Origin of the sequence: Candidatus Symbiopectobacterium endolongispinus (genome assembly GCF_018777385.1) — a bacterium.
In the GTDB taxonomy this organism is placed as follows: Bacteria; Pseudomonadota; Gammaproteobacteria; order Enterobacterales; family Enterobacteriaceae; genus Symbiopectobacterium; species Symbiopectobacterium endolongispinus.
The window spans coordinates 418,063-441,786 of the sequence record NZ_JAFJYB010000003.1 but is presented as its reverse complement, the minus strand read 5'-3'; the positions used below and the strand labels follow the sequence as shown (position 1 = coordinate 441,786).

Genomic DNA, 23,724 nt, shown 5'->3' with positions numbered 1-23,724 from the left:
CGCAGCACGCCCATCCAACTTGATGAACAGACCCAGCAGTTAAAGAAAACATTGCTGAAAGATATTCAGCGTTCTGTCTATGTCTATCGTGTTGACTGCGGTGGCTGTAACGGCTGTGAAATCGAAATTTTTTTCCGCCATCACGCCTATTTTTGACGCTGAGCGTTTTGGCATCAAAGTGGTGGCCTCACCGCGCCATGCCGACATTCTGCTGTTTACCGGCGCGGTCACGCGTGCGATGCGCAGCCCGGCGCTACGCGCGTATGAATCCGCACCCGACCCGAAAATCTGTATCTCCTACGGTGCCTGCGGCTGCGGCGGCGGTATCTTCCACGATCTCTACTGCGTGTGGGGCGGCAGCGACACCATCGTGCCTATTGATGTGTATATTCCCGGCTGCCCTCCCACCCCTGCCGCGACCATTTACGGCTTTGCTGTGGCGCTGGGATTGCTGGAACAAAAACTGCACGGCGTCAGCACGGAACAAGGAGAACATGAGCAGGCCGCGCTATTGCTGCCTGATGCGCCGCTGGATTTACGCGTACAGTTGGAGCGGGAAGCCAGACGTATGGCGGGTCATCGTCAGGGGAGAGAAATCAGCGACGCGTTTATCAACCTGCTGCTCCAATCACCGCAGGAGATGCTGGAAGCTCGCGTTAACGCCTATCTGGCACACCAGGACGATCCGCGTCTGAGTGAAATTGTGCAGCGCTTACTGGCACACTATCACGGCTGGCAGAAGGGAGTTCGGCCACTATGAGTGCAAAAGTGATCTTTTATGCGCTAAGCCAAAAATTTCTCGGCAGTAAAGAGAAGGTGCCGGAGCAGGCGCAGCAAGTCATGTATTATTCGCTGGCTATCGGTGATCGACTGCCTGAAACCGGTGCTGACTTGCCCGCTCGACGATTATCAGGCATGGATAACCCAGTTACCTGTTGGTGACGCACAGCGCAAAATGGCGGGGTTAGTGAAATTTGGCGAAATCACCCTCGACAGTTCACATGCCCGGTTATTGCATCAGGCATTTAGCGCACTGGGAGACGGCGATCGCTTCTCCGCCTGGAGCGCTACCCTACTCGACTATCTTGCCGCCATTGAGCGGGAGTCTGCGCTGTACCTAATGGTTAAGCGGATGGAGGAGTAAGCCATGAATTGGGAAGCGCATCTTGCCAGTCTGGACACACTTGATACGGATACGCCGTGTTCCGCGCCCAACATGGTACTGGCGGTAGGCAATGTGATGATGGGTGACGACGGCGCAGGGCCACTGCTCGCCGAACGATTACAACACAACCAGCTACCGGACTAGGCGATCATCGACGGTGGTGCCATCCCGGAAAACGCGGTGCATCGCCTGCGTGCTGCGCCGCCTCAGCGCCTGCTCGTGGTGGACGCCACGTATATGAGGCTCGAACCGGGCGCCATACGTATCGTCGATCCGACACGTATTGCTGAAGATATGCTGATGAATACCCACAGTATGCCGTTCAACTTTATGATTGATGAGTTGCAAACGTTTATTCCTGAAGTAATTTTTATCGGCATTCAGCCAGCGCTGGTGGCGTTTTACTGCCCGGTCAACCGGGCAGTCACGCAGGCTGTCGAAAATATTTATCAGCAGTTACCCCACTGGCAGGGCGACGGTGGATTCGCGCGATTTTAAGCATTTACGGCTATCGGCAATTACGGATATAAAATTGAAAGCAATACGCGCGGGTGTCCCTGACTGCTGACAACATCACTTTACTCTTTGTCATCTTCGGAGAAAGCCGGGAATGACAAGGGTTGTGGAAATTACAGGGGTTGTGGGAGTTACTGTTTTAGATAGATTTGCCAGCAAGCAACGCCCCGCTATATGCGGGGCGTTGCTATTAGGCGTTAGAATTTCTCCCAACCACCATGAGCCGCATTCTGCACGCTGGAGAGCAGCGCAGTGGGCCGAGGCGCAACACCAGGCCGTTTTACCAGCGGTTTGATGACACTCTGTGTCGGTCGAGATGCGGGAGCTGACTCCGTCAGATGAAACACATCGACCGCCGCCAACAAGCCATCCGCTTCATCTTCCAGCTCAGCTGCCGCTTCGGCAGATTGCACCACCAGCGCCGCATTCTGCTGTGTGACACGATCCATTTCATGCACCGTTTGGCTGATTTGCGAAATACCGTGGCTCTGCTCCTCCGTCGCCGCAGCAATTTCACTGATAACATCATTAACGTGGCTCACTGACTCGATAATGCCACTCATGGCTTCTCCGGATTGCTGAACCTGACTGGCACCGGCTGACACACGCGTTACCGATTCTGCAATCAGTGCTTCAATATCTTTCGTCGCCTGCGCACTGCGCTGCGCCAGACTACGCACCTCGCCGGCCACCACGGCAAAACCCTTGCCCTGTTCACCGGCACGTGCCGCTTCAACCGCCGCATTGAGTGCCAATATATTGGTCTGGAACGCGATACCATTAATCACAGTGTTAATATCAGAGATCTTGCGCGAACTGGCGCTGATGTCATTCATGGTTTGCATCACATTTCTGCTGATACCCCCCGCGTTTCGCCATGTCTGACGCCTCCTGTGCCAAACGACGCGCCTGATGCACGTTTTCGGTATTCTGTTTTACCGTGGCGCTCATCTGTTCCATACTGGCAGCGGTCTGCTGTAACGCCGCCGCCTGCTGCTCAGTGCGCAAGGAAAGGCTATCGTTCCCCTTATTGATGTTGGCCGTGCGATCCTGCACCACGCTTGCACCTTGTCGGATGGCGGTGACGGTATCGCGCAAGGTTTTTTGTAGCAGTTTGATATCTGGAATCAGACGGCCTGCGCAGTTGCGGCCAAACTCGGTCAGTTCATAACCAAACCGCCCCGCCGTTAACTGTGCCAGATTAGATTTCAGCACGCTGATCGGCACCACTAGAAAATTTTTCAAATAATATTCGGTGAAAATCAGTGCCAACACCCCCACCAGCAATGCCGCAATCAGTGCATTACGGTTATTCTCATGGTGGACTTGCGCTTCACCAATGGCTGTCGATGCGGCAACCTGATCGGTGTAGCGTTTTATTTCATCACCAAAGGCATGCACAATGGGATAGGTTTGACTCAGACGTTGCCGCAGTGCATCCGGCTCATTTTTTGTAGCGCTTGCTGTAACGGTTCAAGTGCGGCGGTCACCAGTGCCGACCAGGTGCGAACCACGCCATCAATTACCGCGGGCGTGACATCTCCGTGTGCACCATCTTTGAATGCCTCCAGCGAGGATTTTACATTCGCGATCGCTGGCTGCGTTTGTGCCAGCGCCTGTCGGGCATTTTCCATATCGCTGTTTAGCTTGTAGCTCGCCGCCCGTTCGAGCGTCGTCATGGCGCGAAAAGATTGTTCAACACCGTAGAGCAGTTGTGCATGGCTCTTTCTTTGCACTTCACTTTGCGCGATGAGCTGGGTCGCCTGTTGCAGGGAGTACAGGCTATAGCCGGATGCCACGCCCCAGATTGCCAAGAGAAACGTCACAATCATCAACACCATAACTCTTATACTGATGTTCTTCAGAAAGCTCATATCACCACTCCATCATGCCTTCCCATACATCAGTGACAGTCACGCCCAGCGGCACAGCACTGCACCGAAAAAAGGAAGGTGGTTGAATCGCTATCATATAGTCAGACCCACCGGCAAGAGCCAGCAGGAAACATTACCGAGTTTCAGACATGCGCCCTGAAAGCCTGCCTGTACCGAAATATCGGCCAATGAGAACACCGTTAAATAAGAAACCGTTTTTTATAAAATATGCACGTCGAGTCCATTACGGGCACCCTTTTGAAGTATTAGGCAGTGAATAAGGAAATGTGAGGTAAATTACATAAAACGCTTTTCCCTCCCGTCGCCGCCATCGTCAAATCTGCCGAAATTCCACTTCAGTCGCGTCGTCACCGAATTTCGACACCCACCAAAATCTTATTTTTAATATATCAATCAACATATTACATTTTTATTATCAGATTGGCATAAACCCTGCTTTATGTAGGGCGATCCGCCGACACCGGTAAAGTGTCGACACCCACGTTACGTACAGAGCCGAGGAAGGAGAGCCCGTCATGAACCGGTTCGTTATTGCAGATTCCAAAAGATGTATCGGTTGTCGCACCTGCGAAGTCGCTTGCGTGCTGGCCCACGGCGATGGCAATATGGCATCGCTCAGTGCAACGCAGTTTGCACCGCGTCTCACGGTGGTAAAGAGTCTTGATGTTAGCACCACCGTTCAATGTCGCCATTGCGAAGACGCCCCTTGTGCCAATGTGTGCCCCAACGGTGCCATTGTTCGCGCGCAGGACAGTATTCAGGTGCGACAGGAAAAATGTATCGGCTGCAAGACCTGCGTGGTGGCATGTCCCTACGGTGCTATGACCGTGATCAGTAAACCGGTCGTCAGAATCAGTCATCATCAGTTGATGGGGAGTGGGATGAAAGCCGAAGCACTATAAATGCGATCTGTGTCAGGAGCGCGCTGCTGGCCCGGCGTGTGTTCAGGTGTGCCCCACCAAGGCGCTGCACCTGGTCAACCGCGATTATATCGACACCATGATCCAACAAAAACAATGGCGTGCGGCACTCGATGACGCCGCAGGAATCCAGTTCTGAACGGTGCCGTCCAGGTACGTGCAAGGAGATACAACATCATGCAAAAAGTTATTACCGTCTGTCCTTACTGTGGGTCAGGCTGCAAGATCAACCTGCTGGTTGAAAACGGTAAAGTGGTTGGTGCAGAAGGTGCGAACGGCGTAACCAACGAAGGTGAACTGTGCCTGAAAGGCTACTACGGCTGGGATTTTCTCAACGACACCAAACTGCTCACCCCACGTTTGACTCAGTCGATGATCCGGCGTCAAAAAGGCGCGTCGTTTGAGGTAGTGTCCTGGGATGAAGCCATCGGCTTTGCCAGTTCAAAACTACTAGCCATCAAAGAAAAGTACGGCCCGGATGCCATCATGCACACCGGCTCATCACGCGGTCCTGGTAATGAAACCAACTACGTGATGCAAAAATTTGCACGCGCGGTAACGGGCACCAACAATATCGACTGCTGCGCCCGCGTCTGCCAAGGCCCTTCCGTTGCCGGATTACAGGTAACACTCGGCAACGGTGCCATGAGCAACTCCATTTGCGAGATTGAGCACACCGAGTGCATTCTGGTGTTTGGCTATAATGCCGCTGACTCGCACCCCATCGTGGCGCGTCGTATCATTAAAGCCAAAGAGCGCGGTGCAAAGGTTATCGTGTGCGATCCGCGCCACATCGAAACCGCCCGCATTGCCGATCTCTGGCTGCCGCTGAAAAATGGCTCCAACATGGCGCTGGTTAATGCGTTTGCCAACGTGTTCATAAACGAAGGGCTTTACGATACCAACTTTGTGGCACAGCACACCGAAGGGTTTGATGAATATCGTGCGTTGGTTGTCAAGTACACGCCGGGATACGTTACGGAAATCACCGACCTGTCTCCACAGTTGATTCGTGATGCTATGCGAATGTATGCCGCAGCACCGTCTGCCACCATTCTGTGGGGCATGGGCGTCACACAGTGGACAAAAGGCGTTGACGTGGTGAAAGGGCTTTCCGGTCTGGCGTTGCTTACCGGTAATCTGGGGCGTCCCAACGTCGGCGTGGGCCCGGTGCACTACAACAATACCTAGGAAATTTGGGACGAACTGCGCCACTTGTGTCCACTCTACTTCGGTGCGACTTACGAGAAAATGTCCGGTTCGGGTTATGTTCCCTGGCTGTGTCTGACAGAAGATAGCCCCGGCGGCAAAGGATTGTTGTTTGCCACGGAATTGCGTCCACCAATGGAACAAACTGACAGTGATTTCCCGTTAGTGCTCTCCACGGGGCGCGAAGTGGGCCACTACTCATGCCGTTCCATGACCGGTAACTGTACTGCGCTGCAAACCTTGGCGGACGAACCGGGCTAAGTACAGGTCAGCCCGGCAGACGCCGAACACCTTGGCTTGCGCGATCAGCAGTTGGCATGGGTCTCCTCTCGCTGTGGTAAGGTGATCAGCCGCGTGATGGTCAGCGAGCGCATCAATAAAGGTGCGGTATACATGACCTATCAATGGTGGATCGGCGCCTGTAATGAGCTGACGCTGGATGAAGTCGATCCCATATCCAAAACGCCGGAATACAAGTACTGCGCAGTTAAACTGGAAGCGATTGAAAATCAGGCATGGGCGGAAAACTTTGTGCAACAGGAATACAGCGCATTGAAAGCCCAACTGCGGAAGGAAGCTGAAGTGGCGGGAGCCTAAAGAATCCGTCATCCGACGGAGGGCGAGTTTATGCAGAGGATTGCGCTATGTTTCGTGCGCTAACCGTTCTGCGTATCTCTGTCACTCGCGTGGCACGCGCCCGACAAGGGGTGTGCAGTCGCCCACACCCCTTGTCGGGCGCTCTTTGCGGAATGGTGTCGCTGCGCGATACCTTCGGAAACCGTTGTCGCCGGACGGACCGCCAGCGACGAGCTCCCGGCACTGCGCTGGCTTTCGCCGCATCCATGCGGCTCATTCTGGCGTCATCGTTTTCCTCAGCACCATTCGACGCGGATATCAACCCCACATGTAGCGAAAAGGTTTTAGGTCAGTCTCTTGACCTACTCCATCTCCTCGATATCCTTCACCGAGATCCCCATACGCTGCATACGCGATAATAACGTGGTACGTTTCACCCCCATACGCGCCGTCGCACCTTTTGGCCCGGCGACAATACCGTTGGTTTCACGCAGCACGCGGATAATTTTTTGCCGCTCTGATTCCACTTCATCGTCCTGTAACGGCTGACGGGGTGGCATATCCAGAGGGGTCGCCACCGGTTTTTGAACATCGCTCGCTGACGGTGGCATTTGCTGCAATTCGGCCAATTGCAGATTCAAGGTTGTACCACGCGTGAGGATCACCGCGCGCTCGACGACATTTGCCAATTCCCGCACATTACCCGGCCACGGCAGAAGACTTAAACGACGCAGCACCTCAGAGGGAATATTGTCGATAGTGCGGTTCATCCGACGGGCAATCTTGCGTGTGAGGAACTTAACCAGCAGTGGAATATCCTCTGGACGCTCCCGCAACGGAAGAATCACAATGGGGAAGACATTCAACCGGTAATAGAGATCGCTGCGGTATTCGCGATCCGCCACCATCTGTTTTAAATCGCGGTTGGTGGCAGCAATCAGGCGCACGTCAACGGAGATAACCTTACTGCCTCCGAGCCGTTCAATTTCTCGCTCCTGCAACACACGCAACGGTTTGGGTTGCAACTCCAGCGGAATATCGCCCACTTCATCGAGAAACAGCGTGCTGTTGTACGCCAGTTCAAAGCGGCCCTGGCGTTGCGCACTTGCTCCGGTAAAAGCCCCCTTTTCATGACCAAACAGATCACTCTCCAAAAGCCCAGAATGGATAGCGGCACAGTTCATTTTTACCATGCGTTTGCCATGCCTCGGGCTCAGGCGGTGTATGGCCCGGGCAATCAACTCTTTTCCGGTGCCCGACTCGCCCAAAATCAGCACCGTGCTGTCACTGGCAGCCACCATCTCCACTTGCTCCAACACCTGACGAATGGCTTGGCTACAACCAATGATTTCGCCAAACGCATCATCGCCATGCTGGCGCACATGCTCGGTCAACTGTTCAGTCAGATAGAAATTTTCATGGATCAAGCTGTCTTTAAGGCGGGTGATCTGTTCGTAGGCCACAGCGTTATCCAGCGCAATCGCGATACGTGCCGCAATTTGCCGCAATAGCCGAATATCTGCCTCGGTCACCGCCAGTTCATGACGGTGGGCCAACTCCAACACCCCTAATACTCTGGTACCAAAGGTTAGCGGCAAAAGACACGCGTGGGTTAAGCCGCCATCGAGCCGCTGTGCCAACGTACAACGCGTCGATGTGCCGGGGAGCGGCACTCAGCACCACCGCATTGTTTTGCATCACTTGCGCTGCCATGGTTTCCGTCAGCAGCACTTTCCCTTGCTTGTGGTATGAGGTTTTTCCGGCGGGACTTTCTCCTGCAGGATAATGGGTGGCATAGTAGGTTAACGGCCCGTCTTCGTTCTCGTTATCCCCCAGCGCCTGCGCGATAAAATCAATGCCAAAGAAACGGTGGATCTCACGCGAGACCTCTTGCGCGAGCGCTTTTAATTCCAGTTTAGAGATAACGGTATTGGTGACATCGACCAGAATGCGGTAGTGATCGCGTTCATGGCGCAGGGATTCTGTTTCTTTCTGCGCCTGCTCGCGCGTCATGATATTTTCCAGCGCACAGGTAACTACACTTGCCAACGCTTGAAAAAAAGCGATTTCACTGTCATCAAACAGACTGCCATCCGCCTTGAGAAACTCCAGCCCTCCCAGCACGCGATCCGCGTCCGTTCGTAACAGTGGCACCAGACAGTAATCACTTAACCCTAAATAGGCAGGATATTGCGCCAGATAAGGATAATCACGCAAAAAATGCAAACGGTCGCGCCGCTGGAGTGTGGCATAGGTCCAGCTCGAACTGCCCGGCCCCTCTGCCAGCAATGCGCCCTCTTCGCTCCCTGTCACCTTGTCGGTAAGCGGATCGTAGCGATAAAAACGAATCTGATTATGTAGCGGGTTAAACCAGAGCAGATGGACACGCTGAAACCTCACCACCGAAAAGGAGGTCCCTTACAGATCGTCGACTGTGCGTTGTTGCAACACTGATTGGGAAACCTTTAACAGCGTATCCTGCCAGAGAATAGACTGTCGGGATGGAGAATCCGTCAAATGTATAGCCATAGCCACCGCAGTGGTCGCGAAGCTCGAACAGAAAAATGGATTGATCGAAGATGACGTTGACGAAGAAGTCGAATACGACGAAGTCAAAGTCAGCTAAACCATCAACATCAGTGAAATAGCACACAACTGAAAAGCGGCCTATGGGCCGCTTTTTTATGAATACAACCGCGTGTGGCTAACTAGTGATTCAAACCCTTCATGTAGCGCCAAAATTTTTCAGATGCAACATTGAGTTTGGCATTCATTCGATACAGGTAAACTCCCATGCGCATTACCGCATCGGGCATATCCAGCACCGCCAGTTCCCGATTTTTGAGCTCTTCGCGAATGGAGTAATCCGGTAACCAGGCAATACCATAGCCCTGTAACGTCATGCGTTTAAGCAAGTCGCTCATCGAAGAAACAAACGTTATTGAAAAACGCTCGCTGTTGATGGCAGAAAGATAGCGGCTCACCTGTCGCCCCATATAGCTGGTATCAGTGTAGTTCAGCAGCGGCACAGTTTCGGCACGCGGATTAAAAACAGGCTTTCCGGTTTTATCACAGGCGCTAACTGGATAGAGATGAGATTCGAGGATCTTGGTGTGCATGAAAGGTTCAGACATCAGTTCTTCATTAAAGAAAGAAAAAATAAAATCACTCTTCCCCTCTTTCAGGTTGAGAACAGCCTCATCGACATCGATAGATTCCACATAGAATATTTTCTCCTGTGGCTCCGGCACCGTTTTTAACAGTTCGGGAAGAATAAATACTGAAAGTGAATGCGCTGCGGTCAGTGTGATTTTATTTTTATAGTGACTACCGCCGTGTAATTTATTTAACTGATAGGCCAGATCGTCGAGCGTATTACGAATATGAGCGTGAAACAATCGCCCTTGCTCCGTCAATTTTAACGGGGTAGCATTTCTGTCAAATAATTCAATGCCAATGGCCGTTTCCAACGCACGAATCCGACGACTGAATGACGGCTGAGAGATATTGCGTTTTTCCGCAGCCAAAGTAAAACTACGATGTTCTTCCAACGCAATAAAATAATACAGCCATTTGGTTTCAATGTTATTGAGCACAACTCACCTCTTTTCATCTTCACGCCGCGCAGCGCCTGACGTGACAACCACTGTCGCTGTACAGCCTGCGCAGTGACACAGCAGAAAAAGCATAGCCGCCCGGTTGGCTATGCAAATCATACATAGGGGATGGGAATTTAGCAATTCACATTCCGGCTGATTGTGCGAAGATATTTTCAATCCCTTCATGTATTGAGGTTAATAACGTGAATAATTTAATTGGTATTCTTGGCGGAATGGGGCCAGGGGCGACGGTTGACGCCATGCAAAAATTAATTAACAACACGCCAGCCAATAAAGACCAGGATCATATCCCTACAATTTCGGTATCCATTCCTGATATTCCTGACAGAACACAATGTATTTTGAACCATGGCGCATCCCCATTAGATAAAATGGTTCAATATATGAAGATCCTCGAAAATGCCGGTGCAGAATGTATTATTCCTTGTAATACCGCTCATTTCTGGTTCGATGAATTAAAAAAACGTACACATGTCGAAATGATCAGTATCATCGACACCACCTGCCAGTTGATTAAAAAGCAACATTTGCACGCTGTTGGATTACTGGCCACCACCGCCACGTGCAAAGCAAAAATTTATCAGGATAACCCTTAGCGCACTCGGCATTGCCTGTCAGACTCCTGACGACACTGCACAGCAAGCGGTAATGGAAAGCATTTATGCTTACAAGGCAGGCCGTATTGCCGATGCACATCGACTTCTGGCTCCAGTCAGAGACAGATTACTTGATGCAGGCGTGGAAAAACTGATCCTCGGTTGTACTGAGCTGCCGTTAATTCCCCAACACGATATGGCATCCGCACCAGAACACTACATTGACGCAACGGATGCTCTGATCAAAAAAACCGTTGAGTGGTATTTCGCTCACTCTCCACGCCATCCGAGCCATCAGGGTACGCCTCATCACCCGATTGCCGCCTGAACATGCGGTCAAACTGCTTGTATGCACGCACGCGGGCCGCGATAAAGAGTGTTAAATTGCCCTGATTTTCGCCGCAACGCAGAAAAAAAGGGCGATTTGCCTAATCTCTCAGCAAACGATCGCCCTTTGTATGTTCTTCCTTTGACATCCCCGCAGCACGTCGTTATTATGCGCCTCGTTCACACGATTCCTCTGTAGTTCAATCAGTAGAACGGCGGACTGTACGTCTGGGATTTTGATCAGGATGGTGGAGATTTGAATGTGCGGATTAGCGGACAGGTTACGTTTAACACCTCAGAACACATTGTTTATGCCGCGTTGGCGGGATTGGGGATCGCTTTTTTTACCTGAGGAAGAATTTGGAACCCACATTTAATAAGGGCGCTTGAATCGTGGTGCCAGCCTTTTCCCGGATACTATTTGTATTATCCCAGCCGTAAGCAAGTGTCTCCAGCCTTCTCACTGGTGGTTGAAGACCTGCGAGATTCCCGAGAACGACAATCAGTAAGTCCGGTAAAATGACGGTTATACGCTGAAGTTTGACGCTTTATTCCATCAATGCAGCCTTGAGTAACATACCTTAACAGTGGTTATGTTCGCTTCTGGTTAGACTGATGCCTGGACACCTAGCATAGGTAGGAAGCAAGGGGGCAGAATACCAAACCGTTGCGCTCACAGACTGAAGCGGATCCCCACAGCCTGTGTGCTACGCTATGCCTCGCCATGGTAAATCACCTCGATATTGTTCCCATCAGGATCGAGCACAAATGCGGCGAGTAGCCAGGATGATAGCTTCGTTCGCCGGGTGCGCCGTTATCACGCCCGCCATGTGTCAGTGCTGCACGGTAAAAAGCCTTCACGCTTTCACGATCTTTGGCCTGAAAAGCCAGATGGTGACGCCCAGTCAGTTCTACTCGAGCCCATGCGCTTTTACCTCTGCGCACGTAGCGTCGATGATGCTGACAAGCGGGATTGCGCTACACGCTTGCAGTTCGTTAAAAACGATGTGTGGTGTATTGCCAGTAAGAGCAGCGACTTCGGCCCCCGCCGCAGTCAGATGACGAACCGCCTCTGCCAGATAATCGGTAAGTCCTGCATAGTCTTTTAGACTGCACATCGCCAGCACGTCGTAGACGTTAATACTTTCAATAGTAAGGTTCTGAAAGAAGGTATCACCGTTGCGCTTATTGGCATCATAGACAAATTTACGGTAATAAAGCAGGGTCGATTCAGGCCCGGTACCGCCTATCAGTCCAAGTTTCTTCATAGTAGCCTCTCAGGTTGTTAGTGCTTTCACCTCAGAGCAGCCCCATCAATGTGCCCAGCGTGGATGTTGGATTAATTAAGACGTTGTGGTCACGACAGCCCCTTCCGGCAGGTCATCATGTTCACGCTCGTAAAATAAAAAACATGAAATTTCTTTTCAATTGAATAAAATGGAATTCAATTTTCAATTTTGGTGAAAGTGTGGATATTTCAGATTTCCGTACCGTCATTGCGGTGACCGAGACTGGCAGCATAACCGCTGCGGCCAAATTACTTTGCCGCGTGCCCTCGGCAATCAAAACACGAGTGCAAAATTTGGAGCATCACCTCGGCGTCGTGCTATTTATAAAGACGGGCCGTCGGTTTATTCCGACCACAGCAGGCTTGGCACTCTACGAAAACGCACTGAAGATCGTTGAACTGGTAACCACAGCGGAACAGCAGGCAGCCCTGTTACCACCGAGTTGGTATGGCGTAAAGAAGGCCTGACGGCCAATATCCGCGCACTGCTCGACATACTCTCTTTAGAAGCAAAAAGCGTTTCTGAGCCCCATCGCAGAGCAGAGTCATGAATCCGTGAACACGCTATTTCGCTTTCATTTCTTCTATTGTTCCAATATGAGATATATTGGGGACACTAGCGTAAATACTCTCTTTATAACAGGTAACATCATAACAGGTAACATCGGCTATGGCTCTGATCCCCAAAAACTACGCACGGCTGGAAAGCGGCTACCGTGAGAAAGCACTAAAAATCTACCCGTGGGTGTGTGGGCGCTGCTCGCGGGAGTTTGTTTATTCCAACCTGCGCGAATTAACGGTTCATCATATCGATCACGATCATACCAATAACCCAGAAGATGGCAGCAACTGGGAGTTGCTGTGCTTGTATTGCCATGACCATGAACACTCGAAGTACACTGAGGCAGACCAATACGGCACAACTGTTGTGGCGGGGGAAGATGCGCAAAAAGATGTTGCGGCAGCGACCTATAATCCCTTTGCCGATTTAAAATCGATGTTTAACAAGAAATAATGTCAGCAATCTCTGCTTCTGCTATGGGCTGCTGACGCAGCCATGACAAACACAGACCTCAAGGGATTGCCTATCTCCAAAGCATCGAGTCACTGCCCACCAAGAGAACGCTGCGTCCACGTTACTTATAGCCCTGCTTGGTGGACAGGTCAAATGTTACTCCACGTTAAGAGGCGTCGACAAACTCAAAACCATAGTGCTCGTCTGGCGAATCCCTTTTTATTGCGGATGGTTCAACGATCACAAAACCTTCAGCACTCCTAGCCTCATCAATAATGCATGACGCTCCAACTTAGCGGGGATCTTCCTGAGTGTCACACCATTAGGACTGGGTTGATAAACATGAATCGCCTTCTGGCGTTACAACGGGTGGTTTTGGCGCAACTGGGGCTTTTATCACTGGTTTTTCTATCGGTTCCTAGGGCTTCTCTCGAAACGAGAGCTTTATATCGTTGTTACGATCAACAACATGATAATTTTTTGCTTTCCTCAAGTACTGGGATGCCGTATACGTTGGATCAAGTTGCAAAGAGAGAGGTACACCAAATTGGTAATGAACAGAGACCCCAAAACGGTTTTCAGCTTGACTTTGCCCACCCAACACGCGATCAACATCAAACTGTAGCAATGGAATCGGCGCATAGCTGAGACCTAATGATAACGCATGCGGATTTCTGGCATCTTTCCCTTTCTTGGTAAGCGCAACACTATCACCAAAGTATTGCTCAAATCTCACCCGACCACTCAACTGACGATATCCGGGTATCCACGCTTGCAAATTGACATCATAGCCATGAGTGACATCCGCGTAATACCCTGGTTTTTCATCAACACCCCGGTTACGTGTCAGGCCATAATATCCATTGGCCGTAAAACGAGCATTATCAAACCATAGCTCCCCACCAACGCCGAGGCGGTGGTAAACTGATTTTGACGTCTGCGCATCATAAAAAAGGTTATAGCCCAATCCCCAGTCATTACCAAAATGACGCTGCCCCACTCCCACACTGACGTTGTTTTTATGCTTGCGATGATGTCCACCAAATTGGCTAAACAGCATGCGATTTTCATTTTCTTGCAATGGAACTAATACATTCAGCGAGGTGCTTTCAGACTGACGGCCAGGCATGCTCAAACGAGCCTGAGCCTCTCCCCGAATTTTCATATCCGTCCTTTTGGACGACATAGCAGAATGATGACTAGAGGCACTACCTGAGATTGATGGTGAAATTACAGAGCGTCCAGCCTCCTCTTTTGAAAACTTAATCACAGGAGTGTGGGTTCTCTCATCACTTTTATTCACCTGAGAACAACCAATCAAAGCAAAAACCATCCCCAGCGGTCGAAAAAAACGATATTTTCCATTATCATTCATAATTTATTAAACACAAATGTGCCTTAAATAATAAACAAAAAAAATATGAATTTTAAAAACGAAAAAAACAGCACACTCTATAATATGATAAAAAATTAAAAAAAACAGGGTTTTAACCGGATGCCAATCCATCCACTGCGTCTTGCATCACTCATCGGTGGTTATTCCAACACCACAAGCACTGTCATGAATGTTAATTAATATTAAATAAATCAATATAATAGAAATAATATATTCACTATAAAGTTTATCCCCTTCGCTAAACACCAGACTCTTTCTGTTAAACATTCTTAAATTTTGATGATGCTATTTTTAAAAAATAGTGATTTTAAATAGACCGATGCCTTTTTATCAAACCTTAAAGATAACTACATTTGTTTATTTAACATATCCTCTTTGACATATTTAAATAACGAAACGCGACTATTTACTCACTGAGACAGTGACACGCACTTAATGAGCAACATTCATAACACTAATCAATTCAATACGATTATCTCACTACACATGTTCTGTTATCTTGGACTTATTGATGCTGCGCTACTCCTGCATCACAGCGCACATTATTTGTTATCCATTTTTGCGGAGAATCATACATGTCGCCCCAATACGATCGCACTCGAAGAGCGCTGCTTTCCGCATTGGCCAGCTTAACCGTGGTCAAAATGGCGTTTCCCGCCTCCGCGAGTGCCAACACTGATAACTCACTAAAAACTGAACGCACTCTCGTCATCTATTTATCCCGCAGTGGTAACACGCGCGTTATCGCAGGGGTTATTCATCGCAGCCTGCACAGCGATCTGTTTGATATTGAGCCAGCAATACCCTATCCGGATGATTATTTTCAGACGGTAGAACAGGCAAAAATTGAACGTGAACGTGACCGTGACCTCAGGTCACCGCTAAAAAGCAGTGTCAGTAATATTGAGCGTTATCAAACGATTTATTTAGGTTTTCCTGTTTGGGGAACCACCCTGCCTCCAGTAGTTCAAACCTTTCTCACGACTCATAATCTGGCAGACAAAACCCTGATACCGTTCATCACACATGGCGGATATGGTGTTGGTAACAGTGAAGCACTCTTGGCGAGACTGGCCACCCATGCCAGACAAGAACAACCGCTTGTTATCGAATGCGATCAGGAACGAAGAACCACAGAAACCGTGACCCGCTGGCTAAGTACAATCTCGCGCTGAATAGCCAACGCGAGCGGTAATTAATGAACACCGTTAATAAACCCTAGCGAATTAGAGCGACTAATCGAATAAATTGCGCTGCGCTATGCTTGCTAAACACCGGTAAAGCCGTTAATTGCAGGAGCTTAATAATGCAAAAACGTTATTTGGGAAAGTCAGGACTTAAAGTGTCGGCGCTAGGTCTGGGCTGCATGGGATTGAGCCAAGGCTACTGGCCAGCAACGGATACACGTCAGGCTATAGCATTGATTCGCGCAGCCGTTGAGCGCGGGGTAACATTTTTTGATATCGCCGAAGTGTATGGCCCTTATTTAAATGAAGACGTCGTAGGTAAGGCCTTAAAACCTTTACGCGATCGCGTGGTTATCGCGACAAAATTTGGCTTTAACATAGGCAACGACAACAAACAGCAAATGTTGAACAGTCGCCCAGAGCATATCCGTGAGGCCGTAGAAGGTTCATTGCGTCGCCTTAAGACGGATGTTATCGATCTTTTCTATCAACACCGGGTTGATCCCGATGTCCCGATTGAAGATGTCGCAGGAACCGTGAAAGATCTGATCGCCGAAGGCAAAGTGAAACATTTTGGCCTTTTAGAAGCCGGGGCACAAACCGTGCGTCGCGCTCATGCCATACAACCAGTTACCGCGCTGCAAAGTGAATATTCCCTATGGTGGCGCGAACCAGAGCAAGAAATACTTCCGCTGCTTAAAGAACTCGGCGTTGGTTTTGTGCCATTCAGCCCGCTGGGCAGGGGCTTTCTGACCGGTACAATCAAAGCCGAAACCACCTTTGCAGAGAGTGATTTCCGCAAAACGGTTCCTCGTTTCTCCGCTGACGCTCTGAAAGCCAACGAAAAGCTGGTGATATTACTGACAGAACTGGCAGCAGAACGTCACACCACTCCTGCGCAAATCGCACTGGCTTGGTTAATGGCGCAAAAACCATGGATTGTGCCTATTCCGGGTACCACGAAGTTGCATCGGCTAGAGGAAAACCTGGCTGCAACAGAAATCATACTCACGCCAGCAGACTTGCAGAAAATTACCCAGGCGTTGGAAACGGTGAACATTGTAGGTGAACGTTATCCGGCTGCATTGCAAGCACATGTTGGTCGTTAATCTTCACAGAGATAGTTGTCATGTTTAAAACCATTAAAGCCATTGGCACAGATACGGCAACCAATCCGTTAACAACATTCAGTATTAAACGCCGCGGATTACTGGACGATGACGTTGAGATGGACATTCTCTATTGCGGCATCTGCCATTCCGACCTTCATCAGCTCAAAAATGATTTTGATGCAGCACACTACCCGATGGTCCCTGGGCACGAAATCGTAGGCCGAGTTACCGCGGTGGGCCGTGCCGTAACCCGATTTCAACCGGGTGATTACGCCGCGGTGGGCTGCATTATTGACGTATGCAGCGAATGTCAAGCCTGCCGCAGCGACCTAGAACAGTTCTGCGAATCCGGCACTACGCTCTCATTTAACTCACCGGATAAACATCTGGGGGGAATGACCTACGGTGGATTAGCACAAACCTACGTCTGTCGTGAAAAATACACGTTGAAAATGCCCGCAGCGTTGGATCTGGCGTCAGCCTCACCGCTGCTTTGCGCCGGCATTACGGTGTACTCCCCGCTTAAACACTGGCAGGCCGGCGCGGGGAAAGTGGTGGGCATTCTCGGCATCGAAGGGCTCGGGCACGTCGCGATCAAAATTACCAAAGCGATGGGCGCACAGGTGGTGGTATTCACCACATCGGAAGCCAAGGTTGCAGATGCGACTCGCCTTGGCGCACATCAGGCGGTGCTATCGACCGATCCACAACAGATGGAAAAATTTGACAGTAAGGTCGATCTGATTCTCGATACAGTTTCTGCCAAACATGACGTTAATGCATACCTTAAATTACTGAAAATCGATGGCTCCGTGGTGCCGGTTGGGTTGCCGCCGGAACCGATCGAGATTGGAGCATTTAATGTCGTTAAAGGGCGTCGCAGCTTCTCCGGTTCGAATATCGGTGGCATTGCAGAAACCCAGGAAATGCTTGGGTTTTGCGCTAAACACGGCATTACAGCTGATATCTAACTCATCAGTGCCAGTCAGGTTAATGATGCATTCTCTCGTCTGGAAAAAGGCGATGTGAAATATCGATTTGTTTTGGATATGTCTACGCTGCAATAAATTGCATCATCAGGGCGGTCTGTCCGCCCTCAGCGAATCTGTCTCTTTACACGCTTTACTCTGAATCAGCCGTAATGCCAAATACAGGTCCGGCACCAGGATCAAATCGTGTACCTTACTGTCGGAACGGTCCATACGAAACCAGCGGGTTAACTCGGTTCGCCGTCCTGCGAGCACCAAATTAATTCCGCGTTGTTTAAGCTCGCGTTTCAATTCGTCGATAGCTGCCAGCACGCTGACATCGGCGTGGGTAAAGCCGGCTAACGCATCAATCACCACCCAGAGCGGCTGAGAGGTATCACTATCCACCAGATCTGTGATGCGGCTTTTAAAATAGGCAACGTTGAAATAGGTTAATGGGGAATTGAAACGGTACATGATAACGCCGTCCACCGGTCTGATATCATTGTCATTACCGTTATCTAATGAATGAATCATGCCTTCCGCGTTGACACCGAGCAAATGCTCAGTGGGTCGAAATACCGTTTGCAGGAATTGCAGCAACCCTAGCAACACCGCTAATCCAATACCCGGAATAATGCCCACCAGCAGCACACTCAGAAAAGTAAACAGTGCCAGGTAGAATGCCTGGCGATTACGCTTACGCAGTTGGAATATGCTGCGTAAATCTAGCAGGCCCCACAACGCATAGATTAATAGGACGCCGAGTACGGCAATGGGAATATATTGCAGAGGTTCACTCAACAGCACGACCACCAGAGCAATCGCCAAAGCGGCGATCACAGAAACCAACTGGCTTTTGCCACCGTTGGCATCGTTAACCGCAGTACGTGAATTTGCTCCGCTGATGGCAAATCCCTGTGAGAGACCAGAGACGATATTCACCAAACCCAGTGCGCGAAATTCACTGTTTACATCAACCTCATAACCATTTTTCGCCGCGAAACTGCGCGCCGTCAGCATCATACTGACAAAACTAACCACCGCAAGATTCAAGGCAGGAATCACCAGTTCACGCAGCAAGCCAGGTTTGAAATCCGGCCAAGATACGGTAGGCAAACCGCCCCCGGTGTAACCAGAAACCGTCTCAACGCCAAAGCGCAGCAAGTTTGCCGCCAAGGTCAGCCCCGTCGTCAACACGACAGCAAAGAGCGGTGCGGGCCAATTAGGCCGAAGATAACGCACACCAAACAGACATAACAGCGTCAGCAACGAGATACCCACCGTTGGCCAGTGGCTATTTACCAGATTCGACGGTAGTGCATAAATGCGTTCAATCAGTTCACTGGAAGGAGATGAAAAACCAAACACTTTGCTGATCTGGTTGACGATGATGGTCAGTGCAACACCGTTAAGCAAGCCGCTCAATATCGGGCGAGACAATAAATCCGCAATGGCCCCCAGCTTGAATCGACTGGCAATCAGACACCATGTCCCCATCATCAACGTCATCACAATCGCCAGTTGCCAATGAAGCTCCGCGTTTCCCGCCGCCAAGGGGGTGATGACCGCAGCGATGACAGCACAGGTGGCAGCATCCGGCCCCACAATTAATTGCCGCGAAGAGCCAAGGCGTAGGCGACCATCGGCAAAATACAGGAGTAGAGCCCAACGATCGCACTTACACCGGCTAATTCGGCATAGGCGATCGCCACCGGCAACGCAACAGCCGCTACCGAAAGCCCCGCGCGAACGTCGTGCTTTAACCAGGTGCGTTCATAAGCAAGCAGATTTATCAGGCCAGGAGTCAGGGATTTCCACTGCATACTTCTTCCATTTCATCTTCATTATGGGAATAAAAGGCATCACACGGCCTGCTCGCCGACAGGCGACAAAGCACGTTACACAGCGGAAATGACTTGCCTACCAACAACGCACGGATGATGTGAAGTATGGCAGAGATAAAATAAAAATCAGAAGTCGCCATGTACTGCGCCTTCTGATTTTTTGTATGACCCAACAAAACGTGAAGAATCAGAAATTCACATTCACGGAAAGCCAGTAATTACGCCCAGGCATCACATAGCCGGTGGTACTCTGGGAAGAGGTAAAGTAATCCCCTGCGGTTGTACTCCAGTTTCCCACAGCAAACACGTGTGTCCGGGTAAAATCTTTATCCGTCAGGTTATTAATAGCACCGTTAAGCGTCACATCTTTCGACACTTTATACGACGCGCCAAGATTGTAGACAGTAAAGGATTTAAAATATGCGCCCAGATTATCGTAAACCACTCTATTCGCAGCGCTCAGGTTTTCATAGTTGTCGGTGAATCGTGCAGTTTTACTGCGGTGCTCCGCCTTTAACCAGGTAGAGAGTTTCTCATTCACGTTCCAATTCAAACGCGCATTCGCCATATGTCTGGGCGTATTGGTCAGTGATGCCCCCTTATTCTCACCATCCTTTTGTTCGCTGTCGGTGAAGGTGTAGTTCATGTTGAGTGACCAATCATCAGACCACAGAGGAATGATTGTTGCCAGCTCAATACCCTGAGTGGTCGCTCTTCCAATGTTGGTATGGGTGCTGGTTACGCTGTCTATGATTTCACTGTTGATTTTGTTTTTGAAACGGTTGTGGAATAACGTCGCGTTGGCACCAAAACCGCTCTGGTTCTCATAGTAAATTCCCAGTTCAGTATTGACGCTCTCTTCCGGTTTCAATTTCGGGTTACCGATCGTGGTAATCGTGGATTTGCCCCTATATTTCCAGACGCAAGATCACTCTTAAGTTAGCGATTCTCGCTGGCGACGATACTCTCGTGGTGAGCGATACCCCAGCGCGTTGTGTGGATGCTTCTCGTTATAGTGCTCGAACGCGATAGCCAGGTTTTTCAATGCCACTTGCTGATTCGGTTTGGGCATTATACTGATATAGTCGCGCTTCATCGTCTTCACGAAGCTCTCAGCCATTCCATTGCTTTGTGGACTCCTCACTGCCGTTGTCCTCGTTTCAAGATTCAATAGATGACCGAACGCCCTCGTTTCCTTCGCTGTGTAACAGGAGCCGTTATCGCTCAGGAACTCGATGGGGACCTCTGGAAGCCCATTTCCGAACCGCTTACTGACGCTGTTTACCATCACATCCATCACGATTTCACTGGTGTACCCGCCATTTGTCGCTATACAGTCCAGCGCCTCACGGTCACAACAGTCAAGCGCGAACGTGACACGCAGCTTATCGCCATTATCGCAGTTGAACTCGAAGCCATCCGAGCACCACCTGAGGTTACTTTCAGCAACCGCAACCCTGCCGTTGTGACTTCGCTGCTCTTTAGTAACGCCCTTTCTATCCAGCAACAGATGATTGTCGCGCATTACTCTGTAGACCCTTTTGGCATTAACTATCGCAAGCCTATCCTGCTGGCTTTCATCACGCAGTAATGCCCAGACTCGTCTGTAGCCATAGGTCGGCAATTCAGCAGTATGATGCCGTATTCTGCTGATAAGCTCAGCATCGTTGTGGTTAGGCTTCTGTCGGCGATCCTGCCACTCGGCAGAGCTTAGAAGATAAACCGATAACTGAGCACGCGACACATTAAGAGCGCGGCTGACCTGTGTCAGTCCGAATCCCCGGGCAGCAAGGGCGCGTGCGCTATCCATTTTTTTGCCCGGCCGTACTCCACGGCTTCTTTGAGGAGCTCAACCTCCATCGTTTTTTCCCCAGCAGCCGTTGCAGCTCTTTAATCTGCTTCATGGCAGCAGTGAGTGCAGAGGCCGGAACCACTTCTTCTGAGGCACTGACAGCAGTGAAGCTGCCATTCTGATACTGCCGGCGCCAAGTAACTACCTGATTAGGATTGATGCCGTGCAGGCGAGCCACGTGAGATACTGTCATCTTGGGCTCCATAGTCTGCTGAACAATAGCGATTTTTTCCTGAGCGGTACGCCGATGGCGGCGTTCAGGCCCTGACAGAACTGAGATCATTTTTTCGTTGTGACCGGTATTAAACATAGTTTTTAGACTACCTCTTATTTTAAGAGTGTCTATCTGTCTGGAGATCTAAGGGGCCAATCTAAAATCGTCCCCTGCCCGGTTACCCCACTGATGCCATCGTGCAATTGCGCAAGAGACAGCGTTTTGTATCCGGTGCTGACGCCCCCTTTCACCGTGATATCATCATGTGCATCCCACACCAGATAGGCGCGAGGGCTGACATGTCCGCCAAAAGTCTCCTGATGCTCATAACGGGCACCAAACGTCAGTGCCAGCGGATCGACAATTCGCCATTCATCCTCAGTGAACAGAGACCAAGAGTCCTGACGGAACCCTTTGCCGTTATTCGCCAGAACGATGCCGTCCTTCATGCGAGCATCCAAATACTGTCCTCCTACCGTTAACAGATGGCTGTCACCCAGCGGCGCTACCAGTTTGGAATCAAGGATAATATTAGTATTTTCAAGATCGCGCTTTGTTCCCGCCAGGCCCGTAGCGGCGGGAACAGAAGCGTTGGTGATCAGTCGGCCTTTATTCTCAGTTTTATTGTACGGGAGGCTCGAATTCCACGTACCGAAACTCAGGTAATTATCACTGCCAAGGGTCACTTTGCGGCGCTGATAGCGCAGCGTATCCTCATATCCCCCCTGCTGCACTGATCGTACCGAGTTGGTTTTCGGCGTTATCGTATTTCTGATTGGCAATTTCACCATCCAGCCAGAGCGCATTTTTGTCATTGACCTGCCACTGCAATTTATTACCAAGCGTATAATTATCCGATTTAACTGGGTTTGGCCCACGCTTACTCAGTTCAGTACCGGTACTTGATGATTCAACCTGAGAAGCCCCGCGACGAAAAATACTGCCACGTAGAGACAGCCCCAATTTATCTTCAATTAATGCCCCACCGGAATAGAATGAGAATTTAGAACTGTCACCAAAGTCGGTATTTTCCTGAAAGGTGTGCTCCAGCGTTGCAGTACTGCCCCACTCGTTGGGCACTTTTTTGGCAATAATGTTCACTACGCCGCCAATAGCGTCAGAGTCATATAACGTCGACATCGGCCCACGAATAACCTCAATACGTTCAATGGCAGAAAGCGGCAGCATAAAACTGGTATTCATGGCACCAAACCCATTTGGCGTAACATCAGCGGTACCATTTTGTCGGATGCCATCGATCAGAATAAGCGTATAGCTGCTGGACATACCGCGAATACTGATATCAAGGCCTCCCGTTTTGCCCGTCGTGCTATGGACATCCACCCCTTCGATATCACTGAGCGCATCGGCAAGATCGGTGTAACTTTTCTGGCTGAGTTCACGTTGACTGATAACAGAAATACTGGCCGCCGCCTGCCGCAGTTTTTGTTCATACCCCGAAGCAGTGACAACCATAACATCGTCATTTTCTGCGGAGAACCCGTAAGGCGCTGCCGTGATAGCAAGTGCCGAAACTAACATTCTTTTTTATCATCCCAACTCCCTTTAAACGCGTCTAAATGGATGCCAATGAAGTGACTTGCGCGATGATTTAAACAAGAAGGCAAACAACAGTCATTATCATTTGTATTTCTTTACCATTTCATAGGGAATCTTTACAAAGTTAAAAAGGGATGAGAAAAACAGGTAAACCTTTGGCAATGGGTGTCCCATTACATACTTCGATACCACAGCAAAAAGCGGCTATGCTTAAATCAGAATGAATTGCGCAACACGATCATTCCAAATTTAAAAAAGTTTTTTCATCTTAACGGGATATGGAGCATATATGGTCAACGATACCAAGTCTCCCCGTACAATAAAAGCGCCAAGTTATTTTGATGCTTTACTCCCTGTAGTCACCTTGATCGTGTTGGTAGGGGCTTCCGTTGCCTTGTTCGGCCTAGATGCGGTAAATGGCCCGCTGCAAGTAGCAATTATTCTTAGCGCCATGATCACGT

Annotated in this window: 13 protein-coding genes and 12 pseudogenes; 12 read left to right on the top strand and 13 right to left on the bottom strand. The window is 50.0% G+C overall.

Annotated elements, in window-relative coordinates; translation table 11 throughout:
- Positions 1–12: 12 nt before the first annotated feature.
- The 3 pseudogenes from JZM30_RS13715 (at position 13) to hycI (ending at position 1,663) form a co-directional block, all read left to right on the top strand.
- Positions 13–760: pseudogene (locus JZM30_RS13715) on the top strand (NADH-quinone oxidoreductase subunit B family protein).
- A pseudogene (locus JZM30_RS13710) lies at positions 757–1,144 on the top strand (formate hydrogenlyase maturation HycH family protein). The pseudogenes JZM30_RS13715 and JZM30_RS13710 overlap by 4 nt, the downstream one beginning before the upstream one ends.
- 96 nt (positions 1,145–1,240) lie before the next feature.
- Positions 1,241–1,663: pseudogene (hycI, locus tag JZM30_RS13705) on the top strand (hydrogenase maturation peptidase HycI).
- A 215-nt stretch (positions 1,664–1,878) separates the two neighbouring features.
- On the opposite strand, the gene JZM30_RS13700 reads toward hycI, so the two are convergent.
- Genes JZM30_RS13700 through JZM30_RS13695 form a run of 3 tightly spaced genes read right to left on the bottom strand, consistent with a single transcriptional unit; the run spans position 1,879 to position 3,555 of the window.
- Complete coding sequence (locus JZM30_RS13700; RefSeq protein ID WP_286673582.1) at positions 1,879–2,526, bottom strand: methyl-accepting chemotaxis protein; 648 nt, start codon at positions 2,524–2,526, stop codon at positions 1,879–1,881.
- The gene (locus JZM30_RS23615) at positions 2,510–3,082 is read right to left on the bottom strand and encodes a methyl-accepting chemotaxis protein (RefSeq protein WP_286673581.1); all 573 of its coding nucleotides are present in this window, start codon (positions 3,080–3,082) and stop codon (positions 2,510–2,512) included. The genes JZM30_RS13700 and JZM30_RS23615 overlap by 17 nt, the downstream gene beginning before the upstream one ends.
- A 17-nt stretch (positions 3,083–3,099) precedes the next feature.
- Positions 3,100–3,555 carry a Tar ligand binding domain-containing protein gene (locus JZM30_RS13695; RefSeq protein ID WP_252319403.1) on the bottom strand — a complete coding sequence of 152 codons (456 nt, stop codon included), beginning with the start codon at positions 3,553–3,555 and terminating at the stop codon, positions 3,100–3,102.
- 536 nt (positions 3,556–4,091) lie between these two features.
- Between JZM30_RS13695 and JZM30_RS13690 the strand changes: the two are divergent.
- Both JZM30_RS13690 and JZM30_RS13685 read left to right on the top strand, forming a co-directional pair.
- Positions 4,092–4,635 (top strand): annotated as a pseudogene (locus tag JZM30_RS13690) (4Fe-4S dicluster domain-containing protein).
- Positions 4,636–4,673: 38 nt separating this feature from the next.
- A pseudogene (locus JZM30_RS13685) lies at positions 4,674–6,302 on the top strand (molybdopterin oxidoreductase family protein).
- 341 nt (positions 6,303–6,643) lie between these two features.
- On the opposite strand, the gene JZM30_RS24765 reads toward JZM30_RS13685, so the two are convergent.
- From JZM30_RS24765 to hypT, 3 genes are all read right to left on the bottom strand, one after another.
- Positions 6,644–7,879 (bottom strand): sigma 54-interacting transcriptional regulator, encoded by a 1,236-nt coding sequence (locus JZM30_RS24765; protein WP_438801503.1) that lies wholly within the window; start codon positions 7,877–7,879, stop codon positions 6,644–6,646.
- Positions 7,821–8,684: a hypothetical protein gene (locus JZM30_RS24760; RefSeq protein WP_438801502.1), complete on the bottom strand. Its 864-nt coding sequence runs from the start codon at positions 8,682–8,684 to the stop codon at positions 7,821–7,823. The genes JZM30_RS24765 and JZM30_RS24760 overlap by 59 nt, the downstream gene beginning before the upstream one ends.
- Before the next feature lie 305 nt (positions 8,685–8,989).
- Positions 8,990–9,877 (bottom strand): hypochlorite stress DNA-binding transcriptional regulator HypT, encoded by an 888-nt coding sequence (hypT, locus tag JZM30_RS13675; protein ID WP_252319402.1) that lies wholly within the window; start codon positions 9,875–9,877, stop codon positions 8,990–8,992.
- 206 nt (positions 9,878–10,083) lie between these two features.
- Here hypT and cuyB point away from each other — a divergent pair.
- Positions 10,084–10,825: pseudogene (gene cuyB, locus JZM30_RS13670) on the top strand (cysteate racemase).
- Between the two features lie 210 nt (positions 10,826–11,035).
- Positions 11,036–11,347: pseudogene (locus JZM30_RS13665) on the top strand (LysR substrate-binding domain-containing protein); the annotation flags it as partial.
- A 189-nt stretch (positions 11,348–11,536) separates the two neighbouring features.
- On the opposite strand, the pseudogene JZM30_RS13660 reads toward JZM30_RS13665, so the two are convergent.
- Together JZM30_RS13660 and JZM30_RS13655 are read right to left on the bottom strand one after the other, a co-directional pair.
- A pseudogene (locus JZM30_RS13660) lies at positions 11,537–11,736 on the bottom strand (VOC family protein); the annotation flags it as partial.
- Positions 11,736–12,092 carry an aspartate/glutamate racemase family protein gene (locus JZM30_RS13655; protein WP_252319401.1) on the bottom strand — a complete coding sequence of 119 codons (357 nt, stop codon included), beginning with the start codon at positions 12,090–12,092 and terminating at the stop codon, positions 11,736–11,738. The pseudogene JZM30_RS13660 and the gene JZM30_RS13655, both read right to left, overlap by 1 nt.
- A gap of 200 nt (positions 12,093–12,292) precedes the next feature.
- On the opposite strand from JZM30_RS13655, the gene JZM30_RS13650 reads away from it, so the two are divergent.
- Both JZM30_RS13650 and yajD read left to right on the top strand, forming a co-directional pair.
- Positions 12,293–12,580 (top strand): LysR family transcriptional regulator, encoded by a 288-nt coding sequence (locus JZM30_RS13650; protein ID WP_252319400.1) that lies wholly within the window; start codon positions 12,293–12,295, stop codon positions 12,578–12,580.
- Positions 12,581–12,782: 202 nt separating this feature from the next.
- Positions 12,783–13,127 (top strand): HNH nuclease YajD, encoded by a 345-nt coding sequence (gene yajD / locus JZM30_RS13645; protein ID WP_252319399.1) that lies wholly within the window; start codon positions 12,783–12,785, stop codon positions 13,125–13,127.
- A gap of 418 nt (positions 13,128–13,545) precedes the next feature.
- Here the strand turns inward: yajD and JZM30_RS13640 are convergent, their stop codons facing one another.
- Complete coding sequence (locus tag JZM30_RS13640) at positions 13,546–14,502, bottom strand: inverse autotransporter beta domain-containing protein (RefSeq protein WP_252319398.1); 957 nt, start codon at positions 14,500–14,502, stop codon at positions 13,546–13,548.
- Positions 14,503–15,098: 596 nt separating this feature from the next.
- On the opposite strand from JZM30_RS13640, the gene JZM30_RS13635 reads away from it, so the two are divergent.
- The 3 genes and pseudogenes from JZM30_RS13635 (at position 15,099) to JZM30_RS13625 (ending at position 17,889) form a co-directional block, all read left to right on the top strand.
- A complete protein-coding gene (locus tag JZM30_RS13635) occupies positions 15,099–15,698 on the top strand; it encodes a flavodoxin (RefSeq protein ID WP_252319397.1) in 600 nt (199 codons plus the stop codon).
- 131 nt (positions 15,699–15,829) lie between these two features.
- Complete coding sequence (locus tag JZM30_RS13630) at positions 15,830–16,819, top strand: aldo/keto reductase (protein WP_252319395.1); 990 nt, start codon at positions 15,830–15,832, stop codon at positions 16,817–16,819.
- A 20-nt stretch (positions 16,820–16,839) separates the two neighbouring features.
- Positions 16,840–17,889 (top strand): annotated as a pseudogene (locus JZM30_RS13625) (NAD(P)-dependent alcohol dehydrogenase).
- 9 nt (positions 17,890–17,898) lie between these two features.
- Here JZM30_RS13625 and JZM30_RS13620 read toward each other — a convergent pair.
- The 4 genes and pseudogenes from JZM30_RS13620 to JZM30_RS13605 all read right to left on the bottom strand — a co-directional run.
- Positions 17,899–19,616, bottom strand: a pseudogene (locus tag JZM30_RS13620) (SulP family inorganic anion transporter).
- A gap of 208 nt (positions 19,617–19,824) precedes the next feature.
- Entirely contained in the window at positions 19,825–20,532 is a 708-nt protein-coding gene (locus JZM30_RS13615; RefSeq protein WP_291830397.1) for a TonB-dependent receptor domain-containing protein, read from the bottom strand.
- A 39-nt stretch (positions 20,533–20,571) separates the two neighbouring features.
- Positions 20,572–21,772, bottom strand: a pseudogene (locus JZM30_RS13610) (IS3 family transposase).
- Between the two features lie 92 nt (positions 21,773–21,864).
- Positions 21,865–23,245, bottom strand: a pseudogene (locus tag JZM30_RS13605) (TonB-dependent receptor domain-containing protein); the annotation flags it as partial.
- Positions 23,246–23,724 lie beyond the last annotated feature (479 nt).

Bases quoted from the DNA above. Each gene is read 5' to 3' on its own strand.
- JZM30_RS13640 (WP_252319398.1), bottom strand. From the start codon at position 14,502: ATGAATGATAATGGAAAATATCGTTTTTTTCGACCGCTGGGGATGGTT.
- yajD (WP_252319399.1), top strand. From the start codon at position 12,783: ATGGCTCTGATCCCCAAAAACTACGCACGGCTGGAAAGCGGCTACCGT.
- JZM30_RS13635 (WP_252319397.1), top strand. From the start codon at position 15,099: ATGTCGCCCCAATACGATCGCACTCGAAGAGCGCTGCTTTCCGCATTG.
- JZM30_RS13655 (WP_252319401.1), bottom strand. From the start codon at position 12,092: ATGAAGAAACTTGGACTGATAGGCGGTACCGGGCCTGAATCGACCCTG.
- JZM30_RS13695 (WP_252319403.1), bottom strand. From the start codon at position 3,555: ATGAGCTTTCTGAAGAACATCAGTATAAGAGTTATGGTGTTGATGATT.
- JZM30_RS13630 (WP_252319395.1), top strand. From the start codon at position 15,830: ATGCAAAAACGTTATTTGGGAAAGTCAGGACTTAAAGTGTCGGCGCTA.
- JZM30_RS13700 (WP_286673582.1), bottom strand. From the start codon at position 2,526: ATGCAAACCATGAATGACATCAGCGCCAGTTCGCGCAAGATCTCTGAT.